The following is a 20,216-nucleotide window of genomic DNA, read 5'->3' as shown; positions in this document are numbered from 1 at the left end:
ACCCTATGCGTACATTCGATCCCTGACATGTACATTTGTTCACGGGAGCATAGGCGCTGTACAGTACTGCTGTCAACCGACCGTATTGCGAAACGCGTCGGTCGTTCGTCGGCGACTTTGTCGCCGCTGATGGCCGAGAACGCGGATGACTCGAAGGAACGGAGTGAACATGAGTGACAACGGTATCGACGTTGTAACAGTTGGCATTCACATCGTCGACATCCTCGGTCGGCCGGTTCCCGCGGTTCCTGAAGGACAAGGTGTCGCTCTCCTCGAAGAGATCCGCATGACCGTGGCGGGGACGGCAGCGGGCACATCGGTCGACCTGGCTCGCCTGGGGATGCGCGTGGCAACATTCGGAGTCATCGGGAATGACGAACTCGGCGTCTGGCTGATCGAGAAGATGCAACGAGAGGGTATCGACGTTGCCGGACTCACCGTTGACCATCACGCCCCCACATCGGCGACAATGCTCCCCATTCGACCGAACGGGGAGCGACCCGCCCTGCACGTGATCGGCGCCAACGCCCTCCTCTCCAGCGATCACCTGGACTGGGAGAAGATCGAGTCTGCAACCGTGCTCCACGTTGGTGGGACGTTCCTGCTGGAATCCTTCGACGGTGCGCCCACGGCGAACACCCTCAAACGCGCGAAGGAAGCAGGGGTGACCACCACGCTCGACATCATCGGCATGCCTGGAGCCGATGTCGACGCAGTACTCGGACCGTGCTTCCCCTACCTCGACTACTTCCTTCCCAACGATGAGGACGCCTTCATGCTCTCGGGCACGTCGACGCTGTCCGACGCCGTGCAATGGTTTCATCACCGCGGCGTCGGCGCCACCGTGATCACCCTGGGCGCAGATGGCGCCTGCGTCGGGGTCGGTAACACGATCGAGGCCCAGGTTCCTGCATACGCCGTCGACGTTGTCGACACGACCGGATGTGGCGATGCTTTCAGCGCAGGATTCATCGTCGGTCTCATCGAGGGCCGCGACCCGGTCGGAGCCTCCGAGCTCGGCGTCGCCGCCGGCAGCCTCGTGGCAACCGGACTCGGCTCTGACGCAGGCATCACCAATCGAATCGACCTCGATGCCTTCATCGACGCCAAGACGAGTGTCGATCGAGCGTAGGCAAACACAACGAAGCGGCGGGGCTTCTCCGCTCTCCGACATACCCGCGCGGACGGGTCGAGAAGAGCCGGGATCAGACGGTTTCCGGACAACCGCCAGTCTCCATTGCCCTGGCGTCCCGACGAGCAGGAATGACCATCGGCCTTCCTGCCCCACCCATCTCACAGAGAACCTGTTCGGAACCGTCGGCTCGTGTGCCGCGAGAGCCAGGCCGCCGTGACCGTGGCGTCAAGCCGCCAAGGCTCCGACGAAGAGGACGATCGGTACTCGGAGCGAGAGAATCCGTGCGGCCTCGCGATTGGTCCGCCCTCGACGACCCTCGTGTGTCAGCATGGGCGGAGCACCCAACCGGAGGAGAGCCGATGGACGCTCGATACGATCTGAGGCAGGCCCTGAGCGAGAAGGCGGACGAGATCCTCGTCCGGCTGACACCGGCCGAACGCGAAACGCTGCTCGTGAAGTGTTGGATGTCACACGACGCACGCTGGTACATGGCGGTTGCTGCAGAGTGCGGCCTGCAGGTCGCGAACCGCCTCAACCGCATCGCCGCCCACGAGGTCGGCAAGGCAGAGGCTCGCCGGATCGCCCGCGCCTTGCGTCTCCCACCGGTGACCGACGTCGACGAGTGCCTTTTGGCGCAAGAAACCCTCATCGGACTGCTCGGGCCCGACCTGCTCGAATACGACCTGGCGAAGGTTGGGGACGATGCGTTTGCACTGAGTGTCCAGCGTTGCTTCGCGTATGACAATGCTTCTCGAGCGGGTGTGACCAGTGGATTCGGATGTGGCATCTTCGCACGAATGACCGGCTGGCTCGCTGCCCTGGGCCTGACCTATGAGCTGACTCCCTCCACGGATGAATGTCTCAAGGCCCGGGGACGCGAGTGCATCCACACGGTCACCGTCGAACCCGTGACGTCACCGGCGCCCTGAGAATCGGGCGACTGCCCGCGACTCGTGAGCACTCGTTCTCGTGACTGCCGGTGCGTTGGCGTCCCGGCCGGAGAACCGCCGTCCCCTCTCTTCGCAGACAGGCACATCCCGGCCCGATCCGCGAACTACACCTGTCTGATGAAGTAGAGCGCCGTTCCTGCAAGAAACATCACGAACCCGACACCCATGAACTGGGCTGTGAAAGCGAGTCGCCTGTTCCTGCCTTCCTCAACCACATACAGCCTGTAGGCGATCAGATTCGCGAACGAGGCCACGAGACTCCCGAATCCGCCGACACTCACGCCCCAGAGCAACGCTTCCCAATGCGTTGTGAACTTCGCGATCAGCATCGTCGCCGGGACATTGCCGATGATCTGACTCGAAAGCGCTGCCAGCAGGAACGTGTGCCCGGCATGACGGAGATCGGTTGCCAGCAGCGCACCGACGTTGTTCGCCAAGGCTGCCAGGCAGACGAACGTGACGAGCAGGCCGTTGTCGACGCGCAGTGCCTTCCGATCGAACACGGCCGCGTAGATCAGCACGAGCAGGCCGGCTGCTGCGGGCAGAACGCGCAACACGGTCAGGATCACGACGATCAGAAAGCCGCCATAGAGAAACACGGCCGGATCGATTGCGGCCGCGTCGGAGCGCACCTTCACGCCGGTGTCGGCTCTCACGAACACCGTCCCGATGAGAAGGAGCGCCAGCAAGAAGAACGCAAGTGGAGCGATGGAGGCAACGAAGTCCGTCAACGAAACGTCGTAGAACCAGTAGATGAAGAGGTTCTGAGGATTCCCGAACGGCGTCAATGCCGAGCCTGCGTTCGCCGCGAGCGCCTCCAGCACCACAAGAGTCCCTTTCTTCTTGATGCCAAGAGACAGCGTGACCGGCACAACGACAACCAGCGCAACATCGTTGGTCACAATGGCCGACAGGACAAACGTGGCGGCAACCAACTTGAGGGGTATCAAGCGTCCCTTGTCGATGTGATGAGACAGCCTCAGCAAGAGACCGCCGTTCTCGAGGCCTTTGATGGCCACGAACAACGCCCAGAGGAGAATCACCACTTCGAACTCGGTCACGGACACAACCGGCCATCTGCCCAGCATGACCGAAGTGACCACCAGCGCCGATGCAGACGCGAGCAGCAACCACTCTCCGAGTACGCGCTCGGTCCAACCCCTGGTAGATGTGATCGGCGATTTCATGGTTCTCGGCCGCGTCACCTGATATCACTGCGGCCGCCGGGCCGAGATGATACGAGCCGACACCTACCTGGACGAACTTCCGGTGCAACGCGCCGAGTATGCACGGCAGCGCGAGTCGATCGGGAAGGAGAACGGCGTGCTGGGTCGAGAGCTCCGACCGGGTCAGTTCACGTCACCCAGGTAGTGCGGCCCATCTGGCCCGCGGGCGGCCAGGGTGGCGACGTGCGGGACGAGGGCGGCGGGGAAGAAGCGGAGGTCCGACAGGCCGCCGATCGGCACCCAATCCACTGACAGCTGCCACGGGTCCGGCTCGGTCGGTTCGGACACGTCGGCCGTCGCATCGATCGAGCAGAAGAACATCACTTCGACCTGGTGGACGTCACGTTCGTGCTCGGCGAACTCGTGCCTTGCACCGATGTAGTCTCTGATCCAGAGCACATCGCCGACGACCAGCGGGTAGCCGGTTTCTTCGCGGATCTCGCGACGAAGACAGTCGGTCAGCGATTCCCCGTGGCGCTGTCCCCCACCCGGCAGCAGGTAGAAGTCGCCGTCCGGATCGTCAGGATGCAGGTTGCGGGTCAGCAAGATGGCCCCGTCGGAAACGATAACGGCCTTGGCTGCGAGACGGATGGCTCTCATCGACATGCCCGACACCGTAGCGCGCCGTTCCACACGGTGGAGTCGATCACAGTACGAAAGCGCAGGAGATAGGCGCGTCATCACCCAGCTCCCCGACCGACTCGGGCATCAGAAAGGCGACCCCCCGCAAAGACGCGACGGGGTAGGGTGGGTTTCGATGCAAGAAGTTGCATCCGACTCACATTCGCGGTGCCCTTGATGGTGGTGAGTGCGGCTGGACGTCACCGGCTTTCAGCCCCACTGCCGGCGTACGGACCACCGTGCAGAGCTGTGACGGCGACGGAGAGGTCGAGACCGGCAGACCGGGTTGGCAGTGACCGCCCGGGCCCGGGATCGACCATCCGGAGCGCGGTGAACCGCCAAGAGTGGGGACAGGGACCCGGGGGGATCATGACGACGAGGGGACACGAGCGGAGAGTCGGCGGGATCGGCTGGAACACCTGGCGCGGGTGCATCGGCATCGCCTATCTGGCAGCCGCGGGCTTCAACACCGCCTACACGCTCCCCCACCAGGACGAGTTGGGCGGATACGCGCAAGGCGCCTGGTTCCCGTTCCTCGAAGATTTCATGTGGGACGTGTTCATACCCAACGGCGTGCTGTTCATGGCCATCGTCATCGTGTTCGAGATCATCATCGGGTTCCTCATCCTGAACCGTGGCGCCTACGTGGACATCGGTGTCGGCGCATCGGTCCTGTGGGTGCTACTGGTGCTGCCGTTCCTCGCATGGCCGTACCTGCTCACCAATATCGTGCTGGCCGTGCTGCAAGGGGTGCTCTCCTTACGGCGGTATGACACGGCGATCTGGGACCTGGGGAAACACCCACAGAGACGGCGTGGTGCGCCGCATACGTACTGACGGAAAGAGAACGATGTTCATACGAATCCTGATCGGACTGGGCCTGTTGGGACATGGCCTGGTCCAGGTCGGGTATCTGACACCAGGCCCCAGTGACCCCAGTTATCCATTCACCCTCGACGAATCCTGGCTCCTGCCTGCGTCGATTCGCCGGGCCGTCGGAGTGACGCTTGCCCTCATGGCCGCCGTCGCATTCGTGAGTCTCAGCCTGGCCGCATGGGGTGTGCCGGGCTTGGGGTCACTGTGGAAGCCGTTGGTCATCGTCGGATCGCTGGCCTCGGTGCTTTTGCTGGTCGCGTTCTGGCACCCGTGGATCGCGGTGGGTGTCCTCATCGACGTCGGGCTACTCACGCTCACCTTCACGGACCCTGGCTGGTGGATGCGAGTGCTCGCGTGACAGGTCCGAGTTCTCGTCACGGCCGAACTTGCGGCAATCGGTTCTGGCGAAGGGCGGGCGCGCAACGGGTGTCGATCAACGACACACGAGCCGACCAAGGAGAGTGAGGCGCTCACATGCAGATCCTCCGCAGAGTCGCGATTGCGACGTCCTCGCCCGCGTGGCGGAAAGACCACTCATGAAAGCAGTCGTGTATGAACGGTTCGGACCGCCCGAAGTGCTGCACGTGACCGAGATTCCCGAACCGTCGCCGCGGCCGAGTACCGCCAAGGTGCGGATCCACGCCACCTCCATCAACGCGATCGATGTGATCTTCCGCAGCGGGCAACGCAAGGGGCGAATGCTATCGGGGATCTTTCGACCGAGACTCTCGATCCTGGGCTTCGACTTCGCCGGGGAGGTCGTGGCACTCGGCGACGAAGCCGGCGGGTTGAGCGTCGGCGATCGGGTGGTGGGAATCTCCCGCTCGGGTGGTGCCAACGCCCAATACCTGTGTGTCGAGCCAACCGCGATGACTGTGATCCCCGACCACATCGGGTACGTCGATGCCGCCGCGCTGGCCGGGGCAGGCTCGGGAGCGCTCATCTTCCTGCGCGCCACCGCAAGCCTCGCGCCAGGCCGCCGGGTGCTGATCGTGGGAGCATCTGGAGGCCTCGGCACGTTCGCCGTGCAGCTCGCCCACCACTACGGCGCCAAAGTGACCGGAGTGTGCAGCACACGCAACATGGATCTGGTCCGCTCGCTGGGTGCCGACGACGTCATCGACTACACGCGGAACGACCCGACCGACCGCCGAAACGCCTACGACGTGATCTTCGATACGGTGGCAGTCGGTTCCTTCGGCGCCTACCGAGAGGCGCTGCGACCTGGAGGCGTCTACTCGACCACCGTTGCGAGGCCCGGTGTCCTCGCAGGGATGGCGTTGAACCCGCTCAGACCCTCCAGGCGACGGGTCCACTTCATGATGGCCGGCGGCATCCCGCGAGATGATCTTCAACCCGTCGTCGACCTCGCCGCCACCGGATCGCTGAAATCGGTCATCGAACTCCAGCTCCCTCTCGACCGGACCGTCGCAGCGCACCGCCACTACGAAACCGGACACACCCGAGGCAAGATCGTCGTCACCACATGAAGATGCCCGGCAACCTGTCGATGCCGCGAATCGCCGCCCTCGGTGCGCGACATCGATCCGGCGTTCCCACCGGGCAACCACCCGTCGGCTGACCCTGGTGCCGGCCATTGCCGGCGGCTACCGGAACCGAGGCCGGCGTTTGTGTCCTGTACCGGTCCTGGGCGCTCCTGCGTTGTTCGCCGGGCCCAAATGACGCCGGCAACGACATGCGACGAGAACGCCTTCTTGCCTCTCGTCGGTCGCGCCGTCCCAGGTGTTCTGCAGGTCCTGATCGACCCTGACCACTCCTCGACAGTCGATGGTACGCTCGGGCATATGCCCTCGGCGACGGCAACGGAACACCTCATTGCCCGTTACGTGCGCTCCTGGCAGGAGGGCGATCTGTCGGCGCTGCGTGCGTGTCTTGCCGACGAGATCCGGTTTGATTGGGGGATCGAGACCTATACCGACCCCGACGTTTTCGTCGCTGCCTCTGCGAGCGGGATCGAGTGGCGGGACGTAGTGATGCTCGCGGCGATGTACGGCGCCAACGACGCCTCCATCATCTACGAAGGGGTCAACGTGACCGACGGCGTTCGGGTCCGGACCGCCGAATACCTCGTTCTCGAGGGCGGGGTGATCCGCGAGGCAGTGGTTGTCTTTTCCGAGTTCGGGGACGCAGACTGAAATGGCGCTCGACGCCATGCACCCCACACCGTCCCGTCTCGGGCTTCTCTCAGGATCACCCGCTCACGGAGAACGCGTACTCGTCGGGTATCGCCGCCATGAGCGCGGGGTGAACTCGATCAACTGCATCGAAGAGAGCCCGAACAGAACCCCCAAGACCCCAGGGGACGAGCCACGGGACCGACACGTGCAGGACGCTTCCATGGTCAAACTCCGCCGGCAACGAGATCGAGGAGCCCCAGATAGCCTCGATGGCGGGCGGCGAGCCGAGCAGACTCGTTCATGTTCCCGATCGCGCCCCCATTCGCCCGACTGATCGTGTTGGAACGAGAGCTTCCTTCCCAAGTGCTCGCGACCTTTCGAAGGCCTGAACGGTGACTTCTCGATCCGGCACCGCCACCGGTGGCCGCGCCCACGATGCGGCGCGTCGTGTGTGGTGTCGGAACGGGACCTTTGGCTGTGTGAACGGTTCGCTGGCGTCAGGAGTCGTCTGCGGGACCGGTGTCCTGGGCAGGCACCTTCTCGGGGTCGTCCCGCCACACGATGTATGAGTAGATGACCAGGTAGACGATCCCGACGACTGTCAAGGCGACCAACGTGTAGAGGGCGGCTTTCCCGCTGATGAGAGCGACAACAAGGGTGGCCAGGCCGACGCCGACGAACACGCGGCCCCCCACCCGATGCGTCTTGACCCACGACACCTTCGAACTCAGCGTCCACGGTGTCCGGATGCCCACGAACCAGTTCGGCCGGAACTTGCCCATCGCGCCGCCCAGGATCACGAACAGGACCGCCACCGCACCTACCTCCAGGCGATCCTTCGGCACGGCCCCCTCGTTGGCGATCGCCACAACGGCCACCACGAAACTGAACGCCATCGAGACGACCACGACTGTGCGCACCAGCAGGTAGGTCCCGGCGAAACTCGCGTAATTGGCACGGACCGGGTCGATGCGAGGAAGGTAACGCAATGCCAGATACACCGCCAAGGTGACCACAGGAGGCAACAACAGCCCGACGAACTTCCCCGCGTAACCGTCCACCACCCCGGCGGCATTCCAATGCACCGGGATACGATCAGGCAACGCAGACCACTCGACCGCCGCCCAGACGAACATGGCGGCGATCACACCAAGCTGCACATACTCCCACTTGTTGGCGCGTGTAGACATCTCAGCCCTCCCTTGGTATCTCGCGGTGTCGATCGTCGGATCCCGTCTCGAACAAGGCGATCACCGCAGCCGCCGCGTCCTCGAACACACCCGTGTTGATCGAGTACACCACCATGTTGCGATTCCGTTCCGAAACGATCAATCCCGCATCCCGAAGCACACCGAAGTGGCCGGACATCGTCGACTTCGCCAGATCGAAATGGTCCGCGAGCTCACCGGCCGTCAAGTCGCCGTCCTTGAGAAGATCCAGAATCCGCCTTCTCGTCGGATCCGAAAGAGCCCGCAAGGTTCGATTGATGTTCATCACCACATTCAACCCATTTCGGTAACTACCGAAATACTATCACGATGACACCACCAACGCGAAGAAACAGACCTTCGCTCCCCCGAACCGGTCGCATGCGGACGGGCGAGAGACGTCACGCCCGCTCCTCCCTGGCGAGAAGGATCGAGCATCATCCCGCCAGAAGCGAGTTGCTCCGCCCGGCACTACGACATGTCAGGGCAACCGGCCGTGGCGATCACACGATCGGACGACTCGCGATCGAGAGCGCCCTCCATGCCATCACGACAACGCACCCGGACGTCGCCATAGTGTCGGCGAGAAGCCGCCGCGTCTCGTTCACGACGTCGGGCTCGATGTCGATGGAGGTCACGAGCTGCTGATCCCCGACCGGCCTGGCCGAAGCCGACATCGAGGCGAACAACCGGGGTCGCTGCCACATACCTGGTGGACGTGGCGGCTCTGGAGTCGCCGGGTCGGACATGACCATGCCAACGGCCCATTGGTGTGAGCACGAACGCTGCGATGTGGCCGGCCGGCGACTCGCCGGAATCCTCGTATGCGCGGCCGGCGCGGCGCAACTCGCCGAGACCCTCACGGTCTACGACCACCTCTACCTCGGCGTGCACAGGGCAAGACAGGAATCTGCCAAGAGTGTTCTCCGGGGGCAGGCGATCCCCGACGAGCAGAGCGAATTCGCACCGTTCTCGGCGGAGGGCACGGTTCCGGACCGAGGGCCAGGCGGTCAGGGATCCTCGACCACCCGAAAGTCGAGCGATCGCAGCTCTCACGGTCTTCGATGTCGGATACACCCTTCTCGCCTTGTGAAAGGCCCACTTCAAAACGCCTTTTGCGTACTAGTCCACCCGTACGTGTCGCGAACCATTCTCCAGGCCGATCCGGCGTCCGCCGATCTTCATACCATGAGCAAAGTCGTCCACCACCACTCCTTCCGCACGACCCGGATCGGCGCCGATCATCGGCGCTCGACTTGCAGCACGTCCGACATGATGGGCATTGGGTCGGCACTCAAACAGGCCGCCCGGGCGGTAAGGGTCTCTTCGGGTCGACTCCCCCACCTGTACATTCTCCTTGGCGCACGGAGGTGACCTCATGACGTATCTGCCTTGCACCCGATGCGGCGCTGCCACAGTCATCCTCACCGAGGACGAGGCGTTGTGCAGCAGCTGTGCCGCCGAGAGCCTGATCGAGGAGACCGTCGGCTCCGTTGCAGAGAAGCAACCACGGAGTTCGCCGGAGACAAAGACGCCACCGAGTGTTGACGTCGCGCAACCGGCTGCGCGTAGCTCGTAGGTCCCTGGAGCTCTACCTTGCCGACGACCGCGAAGATGTCCGGACCAACGCCGTTTCTCGGGTCAAGATCGCTCACCGCGCACGGCATGGGGCACCTCTACGCTGTCTGTCCCGAAGGGCGGGCAGAGTCGCCCGACAAGATCGCCCGGGTACACGAATCGACGCACCCGGCCTCTATGTGCCCCGTCGAGACGTGGCCGGTGAGGACCCGCCCGGAGGAGCCGTGCTTGTCGCTCGTCGGGAGTCGTGGGCCGATAATGGTCGGCGTAGATGGTGAAGCGAACGCCGTCGGCTTCCACATGCATTCCGGATGTCGACCGTGACTCCAGGATGGGGCGCTCCCGACGGCAGCCCCACCCGTCGGCGCCTCAACCGCGTCGTCCGACCACCCAGGCGGTAGCGAGCCACCCGAGGATCGTCCAGGCACCCAACACCAGGTAACTCAACCCGACATCGGCCACGAGACCGTTGGTGAGCGCATCCCTGATCACCTGCGCCATGTGGTAGAAGGGCAGAACGCGGTGGATCGAAGCCAACCAGTCCGGGAATTGGGAGATCGGCACGACGATCGGCGTAAACAGCAGCACGAAGAACACGATCATGTTGGCCAGAAAGTTGACCGCAACCGGGTTCTTGACACCGTGGGCCATACCGAAACCGACCGATGTGGCCATGAGGGAGGTGAGCAGCACCGCCGGGACGATCATGGGCGACACGGAGAGCCGCACCCCGTAGTTCCAGGCCCCGACGCCCATCGCGACCGCCACGCCGGGCAGAGCCATCAGGGTGAAGACGGTAAAGGTCGATGCCGCGGCCGCCATCCTGGGAACCGGCAGCGACCAAAGGAAATCGTAGGTTTGCGAGATGCGCTGCTCGGCCACCATGTTGGGGATCATGACGAACCCGATCGGGATGAGGGCGATCGCCGGTACCCCGCTCGCCATGAAGGTACCGACCACCGGCGTCACATCTCCCAGATAGAACCCGTACATGACGGCCAACCCGGCGCCCATCAGGATCTGTATCAAGAACCCGAAGGCCAGCCACTGCCCGAGCCCGCGCACGTCGAACCGCAACATCATCATGTAGCTGCGCAACCAGCGACGAAGGCCGGTCGTCACCGTCAAGGAGTCAACGGTAGGAACGCCCGTTGAGGTCACGGTCAGGTCGCGGCTTGCCATCAGCGCCTCCTTCCGATCACCCAGGCGGCCACCATCGTCGACAGAGCGGCGTAGATGCCGAGAATGAGGTAGGAGCGCACTACATCGACCACGAGGCCGTCGGTCAGCGCCGCACGGACCACCGCCGCCATGTGCTCGAAGGGCAGCCATTCGTTCACCGTTGCCAGCCAGCCGGGAAGGTTCTCCGGTGGGAAGTTGATGGGTGAGAACCCGAGAATGGTGAAGACCAGCAACTGGGTGATCATCATGGTGACCATCGGCTTCGAAATGGCATGGGCAAACGCGTACCCGATCAGGGTGGCCGTGCCGATGGTCAGCAGCACCGCCGGAACGATCGCCGCCGAGACATGGAGCGACAGGTCGTACCTCGCGTCGGCGATGACCAGCGCCACCACCATGCCCGGTATGGCGATGATGGTATTGACGGTCAGCCAGGCGGCCGCCTGTGTGGTGCGAGGCACCGGCAGCGACCAAAGAAAGTCGTAGGTTCCGGCCACTTTCTGATTGCTGACGAGTTGCGGCCCGAGAACCATCCCGACGGTGATCAACGTCACAACCGCCACCCCGGTGGAAAGGAAGAGGGCGTTGCGTGCCGGCATCCGGTCGAAGAAGAGGCCGATCCCGAGGGCGAAGCCGCCACCGATCACGATCTGGAGAGCGATGATCAGTGGGAATTCGCGCCGCAGGCTGCCGATCTCCCAGCGAGTCATCATCAGATAGCTCTGCACCCAGCGGCCAAGCCCGGAACGCACCGGGACGGATCTTGCCACGCTTGCCTGCTGCGCGGTCACGCCCGGGCTTTCGCGTGGAGGTCCTCGGAGGTATGGCCGGTCAGCCGGATGTACACGTCCTCGAGAGTCGTGGCCGCCAGGGCGTACTCCTCGGCGATGCCCAGACCGATCAGCTCCTGTGCCCAACCGATCGCATGCGCCGAGTCGGTCTCGGCCAGGACAGTCATCACGTTGTTGCCGACCCTGGTGTGGTCCTCGATGAACACCGGCATCTCCGGAGTTTCTCGGCCCGGCACAATCATCAACTGCAGCCGCATACGACCGCGGTCCTCCGACTTCAGCGACGAAGGCGTGCCCTCCGCGATCAGGCGACCCTCGTCGATGATCGCCAGACGATCGACCGACTTCTCTGCCTCGAGTACGTTGTGGGTCACCAGCAACACCGCCGCGCCCTGATCACCGAGCCGGCGGATCTGTTCCCACAGCAACCGGCGGCGACGCGGATCCACGTCGTTGGTCGGTTCGTCGATGATGACCACCCGGCCCGGCCAGGCCGTCACCATGGCGAACCCGACGAGCCGCTTCACACCACCTGAGAGCTTGGCCCCGATCGTGTCGGCCCACTCACCGATATCGAGCTCCTCGATGAGTTCGTCGGCCCGTTTCCGCACCGTCACGGAATCACCGCCACGGATCATTCCGGTCAGCGCGATCACGTTCCTGGTCTTGAACGAGTCGATCGGCATTTGGGCCTGCGGCAGGTAGGAGCAGAGTTGGCGGGCGGCGTCCGGGTCCTCGACGAGATCGTACGGACCGAGCGTCAACTCCCCGGAAGTGGGCTTCAGCAAACCGATGATCTGCTTGACGAGCGTGGTCTTGCCGGCCCCGTTGGGTCCGAGCAACCCGTACACCTCACCCGGATGGACCTCCAACGTGATCCCGTCGTTCGCTCGCAGGTCCCCGAATACCTTGGTCACGTTGCGGACACGAAACGTCCAGTCCGTCTGTGCACTCTCACCGGTCACGATGTCCCCTCCCAAGATTGCACCATCATGTTTTCCATATCTTGATGTTCGCGGTCGAAACCTCGGATCAGACCCTCTTGGGGATCCCTCGGTGACCTGCCACAAAATGCTAGCACCGCCACAAAGCCGCCAGACAATGACGGCAGAGCCCCCCGAGAGGCCGACGCTATGAGTCAGGAATGGGCCTCATGTTGGCTTTCGTTTCCAGCGGCAATCACTTCCAGTGAGATCTGTCGGCTCGTGACAACGCCAGTAAACGTGGGTGGACCCGCCCAACCTCGGGCGGTTCCGCATGGTGAACGATACTGGTTTCAAACTGGTGACCTCTGCCGTGTGAAGGTCTCTGGCCGCCTGCTCGCGCCTCCACAGGATCGGGTTGTTGTGTCGTTTTCCCTTGCACCATGCGGGTTCTCGTCTTTCATCGTTTCTCGCCGTTTCTCGCCGTTTCCCAGTGTCATGTGGACGCGGTGTGGTCGCGGATCCAACATCGGTCAGCTCCGCGTGAATGGGACACCAACCAGCTGGATTGAGACCCATTCGAGAAAGCCATACGAGCCGATCGACCCCGATATCGCTCAGGCCGGCACCAGAGCCGAGATCAGCGACCGGCTCCTCGCCCACACCGAGTCTTTCCGCCATGAAGAAGCCGCCGTCGAACCCGAGCTTCGCCCGTGCCGTGGCATGCCCGGAGGGACTCGAACCCCCAACCTTCTGATCCGTAGTCAGCTCCCGGGGGAGCTCGCGCGCTCGTAGCCAGGCGAATCATCGGTCGCCCCTTGGTCTTTCAGTGCCTACAGGATCGCGTTGACTCTCATCGTTTCTCGCCCTCTCGCGGTCGAGCCGCGGCCCACGTCGCGGAAATACGCAGCACAGGTCACCCTGGAGGTGCTCATCGTGGAGCTCTGCTGGTAAGAGCTCGAAGTGCCGCTCGGCTCGGCTTCCACACGCGCTCACCTTTGTGCCGCACGGGTGATCGGAGTTGGTTATCGGCTGCAGCCCGTCGTCCAGATTCAGCCTCGGAGGCTTCTGGTGGGTGGGATGTTGGCGGCCCTGACGGCAGGGTAGGTGCCGGCGAGAAGACCGATGAAGGCGCCGAGGGTGACAGCGAGGTAGGGGACACCGGCATCGAGGACCGGGACCCAGTTGCGTAGGTTGGCCGCTCCGTGGATGAGAACGATTCCGAGGGTGGCACCTGCGGTTCCTCCGATGGCGCCCATGGCGAGGCTCTCAAGAAGGAACTGGGTTGCGATGTCGAGGCGTGAAGCGCCGAAGGCCCGGCGGAGGCCTATCTCGGCCGTGCGTTCGACAACGGTGATGGTCATGATTGCGGTGACACTTATCGCGGCAACGACTGTGCCGACACCGGCGAGGGTAAGAGCGAGTGTGTCGAGGTCGCTGCTGACGGCCTCCGCTACATCTGGAGGTGGAGGCGGTACGGCGACGTTGATGTCCTCGGGTCGAAGGGGTTGGAGGAGGTATGGGAGATCGCGGGCGATGGCGTAAGTGCTGCCTCGTTTGGTCGTGACGAGCACGGACGTGTTCTGCGGGTCGCCGAAGAGATCTACTGCCGTGGTGTACGGGATCACGATGGCATCCAGCGTCTGGGTGAAGAATGCTGTGTCGTCGAGGATCCCGATGACGAGCAGCTGGTGGCCATTGACGAAGACCACTGGCTGTCCAACAATGGTGTCGATTCCCAGTCGTCGCGCAACACCGATTCCGATGACGGCCACCGGGGCGTGTCCAAGCACGTGTCCTTCGTCGAAAGAGCGGCCTGTACCAATCTCAGCGTTGGTTGTCTCGAAGAAGCTGGGTCCAGCTCCGAGCAGCGATACCGTGATTGCCACGGCAGCCTGTGTGCCCTGGGGTGCTCGGGCTCGTGCGATCAGGTTGTCACCATGCAGAGTGACGCTATCAGCTCCGACGACGCCGGGACGACGACGGAGTGCATCGATTGTCCCGTTTGGGAGAGTCAGCGTCGCGTTCTCCGCCCCGATTGCTGTGAGATAGGGGGCCTGTGCTTTGTAGAATCTAGTGACGATCTGCGCACCGGCCGATTGAGAGATCCCGATTGAAGCAACGAGGGCGGCGAGCCCAACGGCGATTCCCAGTGTGGTGATGGCGGAGCGCACAGGGCGACCTGTGAGACCTGCCATAGTTTCGAACAGCAAGCTGCCAGCGGTCATGCCTGACCGCGCGAGTCTGGTCATGGCTGTGCGATCCCGGTGCCATCACGCAGCCAGATCGATCGATCCGAAGCCTGCTGCACGGTGAGATCGTGGGTGACCACGATGACGCTGAGGGAGCTGTCCCTTCTTAGTCGGTCGAGCAGCGAGACAACGGCGGTTGTGGTGGCCGAGTCCAGGTTTCCGGTAGGTTCGTCGCAAAGAAGGATCGAGGGCTTGCCGATGAGTGCCCGGGCGATCCCAACACGCTGGCGTTCCCCACCCGAGAGGTTGCGCGGTGTTGTGTGAGCGAAGCGGTCGAGGCCGACCTCGTGGATCACATCGAGAGCATCGCGGCGTCGACGGCGGAGTGAGCGTCGCTGGTACAGGGAGCCGACCGCAACATTGTCAAGCACAGTGCGATGATCGATGAGATGGAACTCCTGGAAGACGAACCCGAGCCGGTGGGCACGCAGGGAGTTGCGAGCTCGCTCGGACAAGGCACCGACATCGACACCGTCTATGAGTACCCGACCCAGGGAAGGCGCCATCAGGGCACCGAGGACGTGGAGGAGTGAACTCTTGCCGGATCCCGACGGTCCGATGATGGTAACGAACTCGGCAGGATCGACCCTGAGAGACACGCCGTGGACCGCTTCCACTGGCGGAGGGCCCGGGTATGTCACGCGTACGGATTCAGCCACGAGGCTCATGACGCGGCCCCCACTACGACATGGTCACCGGCGACGAGGCGGGTAGCGGCTGCGGGCGTGATCTGTGCATATCCGTCGGATCCGACGATGCCAACCTCTACAGGGATGGGTTCGGAGCCACTCTCGTCAGTTGTCCGTAACACGTAGGGGGAGTCGCCGCTGCCGAGGTAGAGGGCGGTTTCCGGTACGGCAAGCACCGGTTGTCCAGTCGTCTGAACCTCGATCGTGACTTTGTAGTCCCGGTCATCGGGGAGCACACCGTCCAAGCTCACGATGACCGGGACCCCTCCTACCTCGGGATCGGACACCGTTCCCACATGCAGGATGCGACCAACGGTGATGTTGCCAGTGGCATCGTCGACGATCTGGGCGGTCTCGCCACCGGTGAGTAGGGCAGCCTCAAAGCTCGACAGGCCTACTACCAGATGAGCAGCTGGCGATGACACGGTCATGATCGGAGAGCCTGGAGCAATTGCATCTCCCACGCTCGCCATCGACTCACGCACAACGACGGGAAGCGCTGTTACCAGATGAAGTTCGGCCACCGGCGCGTAAGAGTTGTTGGCCAGTCTGGGTGCCGGATAGCCTGCAGCTTTGTACAGGGCAGCCACAGCCGTGCTCGTGACCTGCCCGAACACCTCGTCGACGTCGAATTCCGCGAGCAGCCCGACGCCTACGAGAGCGCGCTGAAGCATCGCAACGTCAGGACCGCGGTCGCCCAGCATCAGGTCCCGAACCAGCGGCGCATCCCCTTCGAGAAGGATCACCGGCCGATACGCGACCTCGGCGAGCACACCGCCGGCATGAAGTTCGCTGGAGCGTCCAGGTAGCCAAGTCAGCAGCGGTGTCGATCCATCGAGGCCAGGTATCGCTGACAGCACGATGGTGTCCTCGTCTTCGTAGCCGACCAGGCCTCGGCCGACCAGGGTCGTCGCGATGACCCGCCGCTCCACCTCGACGGTCACTGGCGGAGACTTCACCGGCGCGAGCAATTCCTCGAGCTCTTCTGGCGCCACCAAGCGGTTGACCAGCAGGGTGGTCCCGAGCGCGAACCCGACGACCGCCACCAGGAGGAGCACGTGACGAACGACGCGTCTAGGAGTCAAGGAACGCCCTCTGGCGATCGAACAGGCCGCGGTAGTCGGCGGCAACCTCAGACTGGTATCGGGCTCCCACATCCCTCATCACCGCCACCAACCGTGGTTCACACTCGAGATGGCGCAGAGCAACCTTCCGCTCCATGTCCTGCAACCGAGCCAGCTCGCTTGGTCGATCTTTGAGCCGCTCCGATTCCTTCCAGAACCAGCTTGTGAGCTGGTCCAGCGACGAGAACTGTGGGAGCGCTTCGTCGTCCGACCTGACACAGGCCACCCACTCCGCCTCGGCTTCAATCACCGCCGGATCGGCTTTGACGCGGTTGACGAGATCATCGACTGCCTTCTTGAATTGGTCGGCCCGTTGGGGGACCACCCTGTACGCCTGTTCCGTGCACCTGGCGTGTTGCTCTGAATACGCGATCTTCCGCTCGGTCGACAATGACTCCTCGTACGTCTGGTTCGGATCACCTACCGAGGCGGTGGAAGCAACAAACGCTGCGAATTGCTGGTCGTTTGTCGAGATACCGAATCCGAATCGGCGGGCGTGTTCAGAGCGGCTTATACCCCTACCAGGCCCGTAACTCACCGCTTCGAGCGGAACCGGCACGTACTCGAGGCCGGCGTCCTGCATGCACGCCGCGATTAGGTCCTCGACGCGCGCGTGGAACTCCCCCTCGAGGCGATCGGTCTCTTGCGGATCGGCCCATGGAAGGTACACCTCGAGGAGCTGTTCGTCGGAATGGTCTACGACAGTGGTGTCACCGCTGCAACCTCCAAGAAACGAGACCATCGCCAGCAGAGCAACCAGGCCCAGTGCGTTCTTCACGGTCGATTCCTTTCCTCGAATCAGGCTCGTCCCGCCTCATGGCAGCGTCGTGGTTGGATCACCGGGGCTGGTCGCACCCTGATCATCAAGAGAGGTGGCCTCGATGTCGATCACTTCGATCTCGCCTCCTACTTCGTCGAGAGCCGCCAGCTCGTAGACGCCCAAACCGGGCAGCGCAACCAGCGTGACGTCACCAACGGGCCGTTGCCACGCAAGCAGAGTGCCGCCGTCACGAAGCACGACCACACTGGTGCCGTCCGGTACGCCCAGCCACACCCCATACACGGGTCCCCCACGGGCGGGAGCAGCGGACAGTTCGAACGCCCCCCAATCACCGCAGAATTGAGGAGTCGGTCCGATCCACAGGCATTTCACCACGCCAGTGTTGGAGGGCTGCGAGTTCACAAAGACCGACTCGTTGTCAACCTCACCCACGTAGACAGTTGGCCCATCGAGCACATCGGCGTCGGCAACCTTGACCTCACCGAACACCAGCGGCTGCTCCTCACCAAGCAGGGAAGTGTCGAAACGCGGCGACGGCGACGCTTGGCCAAAGTACATCGGCACCTCTGAAAAGGCCTCCACCAACCCCTCGACACGGAACTCGTCCCCGGCGACCAGAACGGTGCCGTCAGCTACGGGTGTGGTTGTCAGCGACGAAGCCGTAGGCTCGGCCACATACGGTACATAGCCGATCCTCCCGATCGCGATCGAAGTTCCCACCATCGATGCAACAACAGCGACGCCGGCAGCAACCAGACCAACACGTGTGACGACTAGGCGCCGGCGCCCACGCCTCTCCACGGCATCGAGCGGCGCGGGAGTGGCAGCCGGCACCGTGCAAACCGCAGCTTCCAGCCCAGTCCGAATCCTGTTCTCGATGCTCACTGCATCACCTCCCGCAACACGGCCACCGCCCTATGAAGGCGGCTCTTCACAGTCCCATCCGGGATGTCCAGGGCCTCCCCCACCTCGCTGACCGACCAGTCGAAGAGAAAACGCAGCACAACGACCTCGCGTTGGCGCAACGGCAGCTTCTGCAACGCCTCCACGAGATCAAAGTCCGGAGTCTTCATCTCCCAAGTCGGCTCAACCGAACCCCATGGCACCTCACGCCACCTCCGCCGAAGCCGGTTCCGTGCGTAGTTCAACGCCACCCGATACACCCACCCCACCGGGTTGTTGTACCCGCGAACCTTCGACCACTTCTGGAAAGCGCGCACCATCGCCTCATCAACCGACTCACGTGCGAGTTCGTGGTCTCCGAGCGTCACCGCCAGCGGCCGATACACCCGTTCCCACGTCACGCGATAGAACGTGCCGAAATCCACCGGATGTATGATCAGCGGGTCTGGACGTTCCATCAGCTCCTTCATCCACCTAAGAGACACACGAGAGCGGGCGACGGTTCCATCGGTAGCTGGGACGAGTGTCACCAATCACCCTGGCACAGATGAGACAGCTGATGCGCGCCGACAGGTCTGGCCGTCGAGCTACATGGGCTGCCCTGCAGCACGCTGTGCCGACGTCCCCCACAGCCGAGGCGACAAAGGACGCCCAAGTGACACATGGAACGATACCGCGCACCCACCCCCGCTCCGGAACCGGAGCTCTGCGCCAGCTCGCCGACAGGATCCGTCCCAGATACAAGGCCCTCGTCACCACCGCCGCCTACACCGGCTGTCGCTCGGGGAACTCATCGCCTTCGACACCGACAGCCACGTCGCCCTCCTCTTCGCCGAGGACACCCACCCCGCCGTCATCGCCTCCCGGCTCGGACACACCAACAACTGCCCTCGACGTCTACGGGCACCTCTACGAAGGCCTCGACCGCAACGCCGCCGACACTCTCAACCCGTCCCGGGGCCGCATCTAATGTGGACACAACGTGGACACGGCGCAACCGCCACTGCGACTTTCGCTGATCGCCAACAGATCAGCTCCGGTTGCAGTGTTCGCGACCGGAGCGGAGGTGGTCGTCGCATTCGATTTGGTGGAGGTGGCGCATTGAGAACTCGACGGCTCCTCGCCGTGGGTCTCGGAGTGGTCCTTGTGGTGACGGCGTGTTCATCTCCCACCCTGACCGCTGACGACATCCGAGGTCAGGCATTCGCCAGCACCGACGAGCTGGTGGCCAGGCTGGACTGCGACGGTCAGTGGACCACTATGACGGGTTCGCTGATCGGATCACCAAGTATCGACTGGAACGCCAAGAAGGTCGTGGACGCGGCCAAAGACCTCATGGGCACGGATGACCAGCGCGCGGCGGCAGACGCGATTCGAGCAGGGGACGTGTGGGTGCTTATCGATGAACATGGGCGGCCCTTTGGCGGCTTGGAACCCGGTCAAGGTCTCATCTGGTGTTCCAACGGATAGGGCGGAACGTGGCTGTCAGAGTGGGCAGACCGCATGAGTCGGAGCGTACGCCCCACGTGCGGCCTGCCATGGCTGGGCGGTCTGTTTGTCGAGTCCGGCTCGCGTGCATCGAAGATCGATCCAGACCAGCCAGAGTCTCGACCGGAACGCGTCCTATTCGCGTCCCTGCGCCTATTCCTGCATTTCCGAAGACCAACCCCAGACGCCACAGAACCCAACAACCACAAGGGATCCCGGTCGTGGGCGATACTGGGATCGAACCAGTGACCTCTGCCGTGTGAAGGCTTCCAAAGGCAGTTTCGCGCGCCTGCGGGACCCGGCGGTTCGGGTGATAGGCCCTGTGCGGTCTGGGTTTCTGCCTCTCGTCGT

The 20,216-nt window shown here is 63.4% G+C and carries 21 protein-coding genes; 8 read left to right on the top strand and 13 right to left on the bottom strand.

Going from position 1 to position 20,216, the window contains the following annotated elements; all coding sequences use genetic code 11:
* Positions 1-169 precede the first annotated feature (169 nt).
* Both GXP34_06790 and GXP34_06785 read left to right on the top strand, forming a co-directional pair.
* Positions 170-1,132 carry a sugar kinase gene (locus GXP34_06790; protein ID NOY55679.1) on the top strand — a complete coding sequence of 321 codons (963 nt, stop codon included), beginning with the start codon at positions 170-172 and terminating at the stop codon, positions 1,130-1,132.
* A gap of 362 nt (positions 1,133-1,494) precedes the next feature.
* Positions 1,495-2,064 carry a hypothetical protein gene (locus GXP34_06785; protein ID NOY55678.1) on the top strand — a complete coding sequence of 190 codons (570 nt, stop codon included), beginning with the start codon at positions 1,495-1,497 and terminating at the stop codon, positions 2,062-2,064.
* A 125-nt stretch (positions 2,065-2,189) separates the two neighbouring features.
* On the opposite strand, the gene GXP34_06780 is transcribed toward GXP34_06785, so the two are convergent.
* Together GXP34_06780 and GXP34_06775 are read right to left on the bottom strand one after the other, a co-directional pair.
* Positions 2,190-3,272 (bottom strand): hypothetical protein, encoded by a 1,083-nt coding sequence (locus GXP34_06780; GenBank protein NOY55677.1) that lies wholly within the window; start codon positions 3,270-3,272, stop codon positions 2,190-2,192.
* 162 nt (positions 3,273-3,434) lie between these two features.
* The gene (locus tag GXP34_06775) at positions 3,435-3,911 is read right to left on the bottom strand and encodes an NUDIX domain-containing protein (protein ID NOY55676.1); all 477 of its coding nucleotides are present in this window, start codon (positions 3,909-3,911) and stop codon (positions 3,435-3,437) included.
* 351 nt (positions 3,912-4,262) lie between these two features.
* Between GXP34_06775 and GXP34_06770 the strand changes: the two genes are divergently transcribed.
* The 4 genes from GXP34_06770 (at position 4,263) to GXP34_06755 (ending at position 6,964) form a co-directional block, all read left to right on the top strand.
* Positions 4,263-4,769, top strand: a complete 507-nt coding sequence (locus GXP34_06770; protein ID NOY55675.1) for a hypothetical protein — start codon at positions 4,263-4,265, stop codon at positions 4,767-4,769.
* Between the two features lie 13 nt (positions 4,770-4,782).
* Positions 4,783-5,166, top strand: coding sequence for a hypothetical protein (locus tag GXP34_06765; GenBank protein NOY55674.1), 384 nt, complete (start codon positions 4,783-4,785; stop codon positions 5,164-5,166).
* A 178-nt stretch (positions 5,167-5,344) separates the two neighbouring features.
* Entirely contained in the window at positions 5,345-6,298 is a 954-nt protein-coding gene (locus GXP34_06760; GenBank protein NOY55673.1) for an NAD(P)-dependent alcohol dehydrogenase, read from the top strand.
* Between the two features lie 315 nt (positions 6,299-6,613).
* Positions 6,614-6,964, top strand: coding sequence for a hypothetical protein (locus GXP34_06755; protein NOY55672.1), 351 nt, complete (start codon positions 6,614-6,616; stop codon positions 6,962-6,964).
* Positions 6,965-7,443: 479 nt separating this feature from the next.
* On the opposite strand, the gene GXP34_06750 is transcribed toward GXP34_06755, so the two are convergent.
* The 11 genes from GXP34_06750 to GXP34_06700 form a co-directional block, all read right to left on the bottom strand.
* On the bottom strand, positions 7,444-8,136 hold the full coding sequence (locus GXP34_06750) for a DUF1648 domain-containing protein (protein NOY55671.1): 693 nt from the start codon (positions 8,134-8,136) through the stop codon (positions 7,444-7,446).
* A 1-nt stretch (position 8,137) separates the two neighbouring features.
* Positions 8,138-8,434, bottom strand: a complete 297-nt coding sequence (locus GXP34_06745) for a winged helix-turn-helix transcriptional regulator (protein ID NOY55670.1) — start codon at positions 8,432-8,434, stop codon at positions 8,138-8,140.
* Between the two features lie 1,667 nt (positions 8,435-10,101).
* Positions 10,102-10,914, bottom strand: a complete 813-nt coding sequence (locus GXP34_06740; GenBank protein NOY55669.1) for an ABC transporter permease — start codon at positions 10,912-10,914, stop codon at positions 10,102-10,104.
* The gene (locus tag GXP34_06735; GenBank protein ID NOY55668.1) at positions 10,914-11,684 is read right to left on the bottom strand and encodes an ABC transporter permease; all 771 of its coding nucleotides are present in this window, start codon (positions 11,682-11,684) and stop codon (positions 10,914-10,916) included. The genes GXP34_06740 and GXP34_06735 overlap by 1 nt, the downstream gene beginning before the upstream one ends.
* 17 nt (positions 11,685-11,701) lie before the next feature.
* The gene (locus GXP34_06730) at positions 11,702-12,622 is read right to left on the bottom strand and encodes an ABC transporter ATP-binding protein (protein NOY55667.1); all 921 of its coding nucleotides are present in this window, start codon (positions 12,620-12,622) and stop codon (positions 11,702-11,704) included.
* A 1,058-nt stretch (positions 12,623-13,680) separates the two neighbouring features.
* The gene (locus GXP34_06725) at positions 13,681-14,826 is read right to left on the bottom strand and encodes an ABC transporter permease (protein ID NOY55666.1); all 1,146 of its coding nucleotides are present in this window, start codon (positions 14,824-14,826) and stop codon (positions 13,681-13,683) included.
* A gap of 50 nt (positions 14,827-14,876) precedes the next feature.
* Complete coding sequence (locus GXP34_06720) at positions 14,877-15,548, bottom strand: ABC transporter ATP-binding protein (GenBank protein ID NOY55665.1); 672 nt, start codon at positions 15,546-15,548, stop codon at positions 14,877-14,879.
* Complete coding sequence (locus GXP34_06715; GenBank protein NOY55664.1) at positions 15,545-16,654, bottom strand: hypothetical protein; 1,110 nt, start codon at positions 16,652-16,654, stop codon at positions 15,545-15,547. Before GXP34_06715 ends, GXP34_06720 begins: the two co-directional genes overlap by 4 nt.
* The gene (locus tag GXP34_06710; protein NOY55663.1) at positions 16,644-17,471 is read right to left on the bottom strand and encodes a hypothetical protein; all 828 of its coding nucleotides are present in this window, start codon (positions 17,469-17,471) and stop codon (positions 16,644-16,646) included. Before GXP34_06710 ends, GXP34_06715 begins: the two co-directional genes overlap by 11 nt.
* 36 nt (positions 17,472-17,507) lie before the next feature.
* Positions 17,508-18,359: a hypothetical protein gene (locus tag GXP34_06705; GenBank protein NOY55662.1), complete on the bottom strand. Its 852-nt coding sequence runs from the start codon at positions 18,357-18,359 to the stop codon at positions 17,508-17,510.
* Positions 18,356-18,835, bottom strand: a complete 480-nt coding sequence (locus GXP34_06700; protein ID NOY55661.1) for a sigma-70 family RNA polymerase sigma factor — start codon at positions 18,833-18,835, stop codon at positions 18,356-18,358. The genes GXP34_06705 and GXP34_06700 overlap by 4 nt, the downstream gene beginning before the upstream one ends.
* Positions 18,836-19,032: 197 nt before the next feature.
* On the opposite strand from GXP34_06700, the gene GXP34_06695 reads away from it, so the two are divergent.
* On the top strand, positions 19,033-19,347 hold the full coding sequence (locus GXP34_06695; GenBank protein NOY55660.1) for a hypothetical protein: 315 nt from the start codon (positions 19,033-19,035) through the stop codon (positions 19,345-19,347).
* Between the two features lie 131 nt (positions 19,348-19,478).
* Positions 19,479-19,847 (top strand): hypothetical protein, encoded by a 369-nt coding sequence (locus GXP34_06690; GenBank protein NOY55659.1) that lies wholly within the window; start codon positions 19,479-19,481, stop codon positions 19,845-19,847.
* The last annotated feature ends 369 nt before the right edge of the window (positions 19,848-20,216 follow it).

The sequence above is a fragment of the Actinomycetota bacterium genome, assembly GCA_013152275.1.
GTDB lineage: Bacteria > Actinomycetota > Acidimicrobiia > Spongiisociales > UBA4744 > BMS3Bbin01.
The sequence above is the reverse complement of the archived record's forward strand: the minus strand, read 5'-3'. Positions and strand labels throughout refer to the sequence as shown.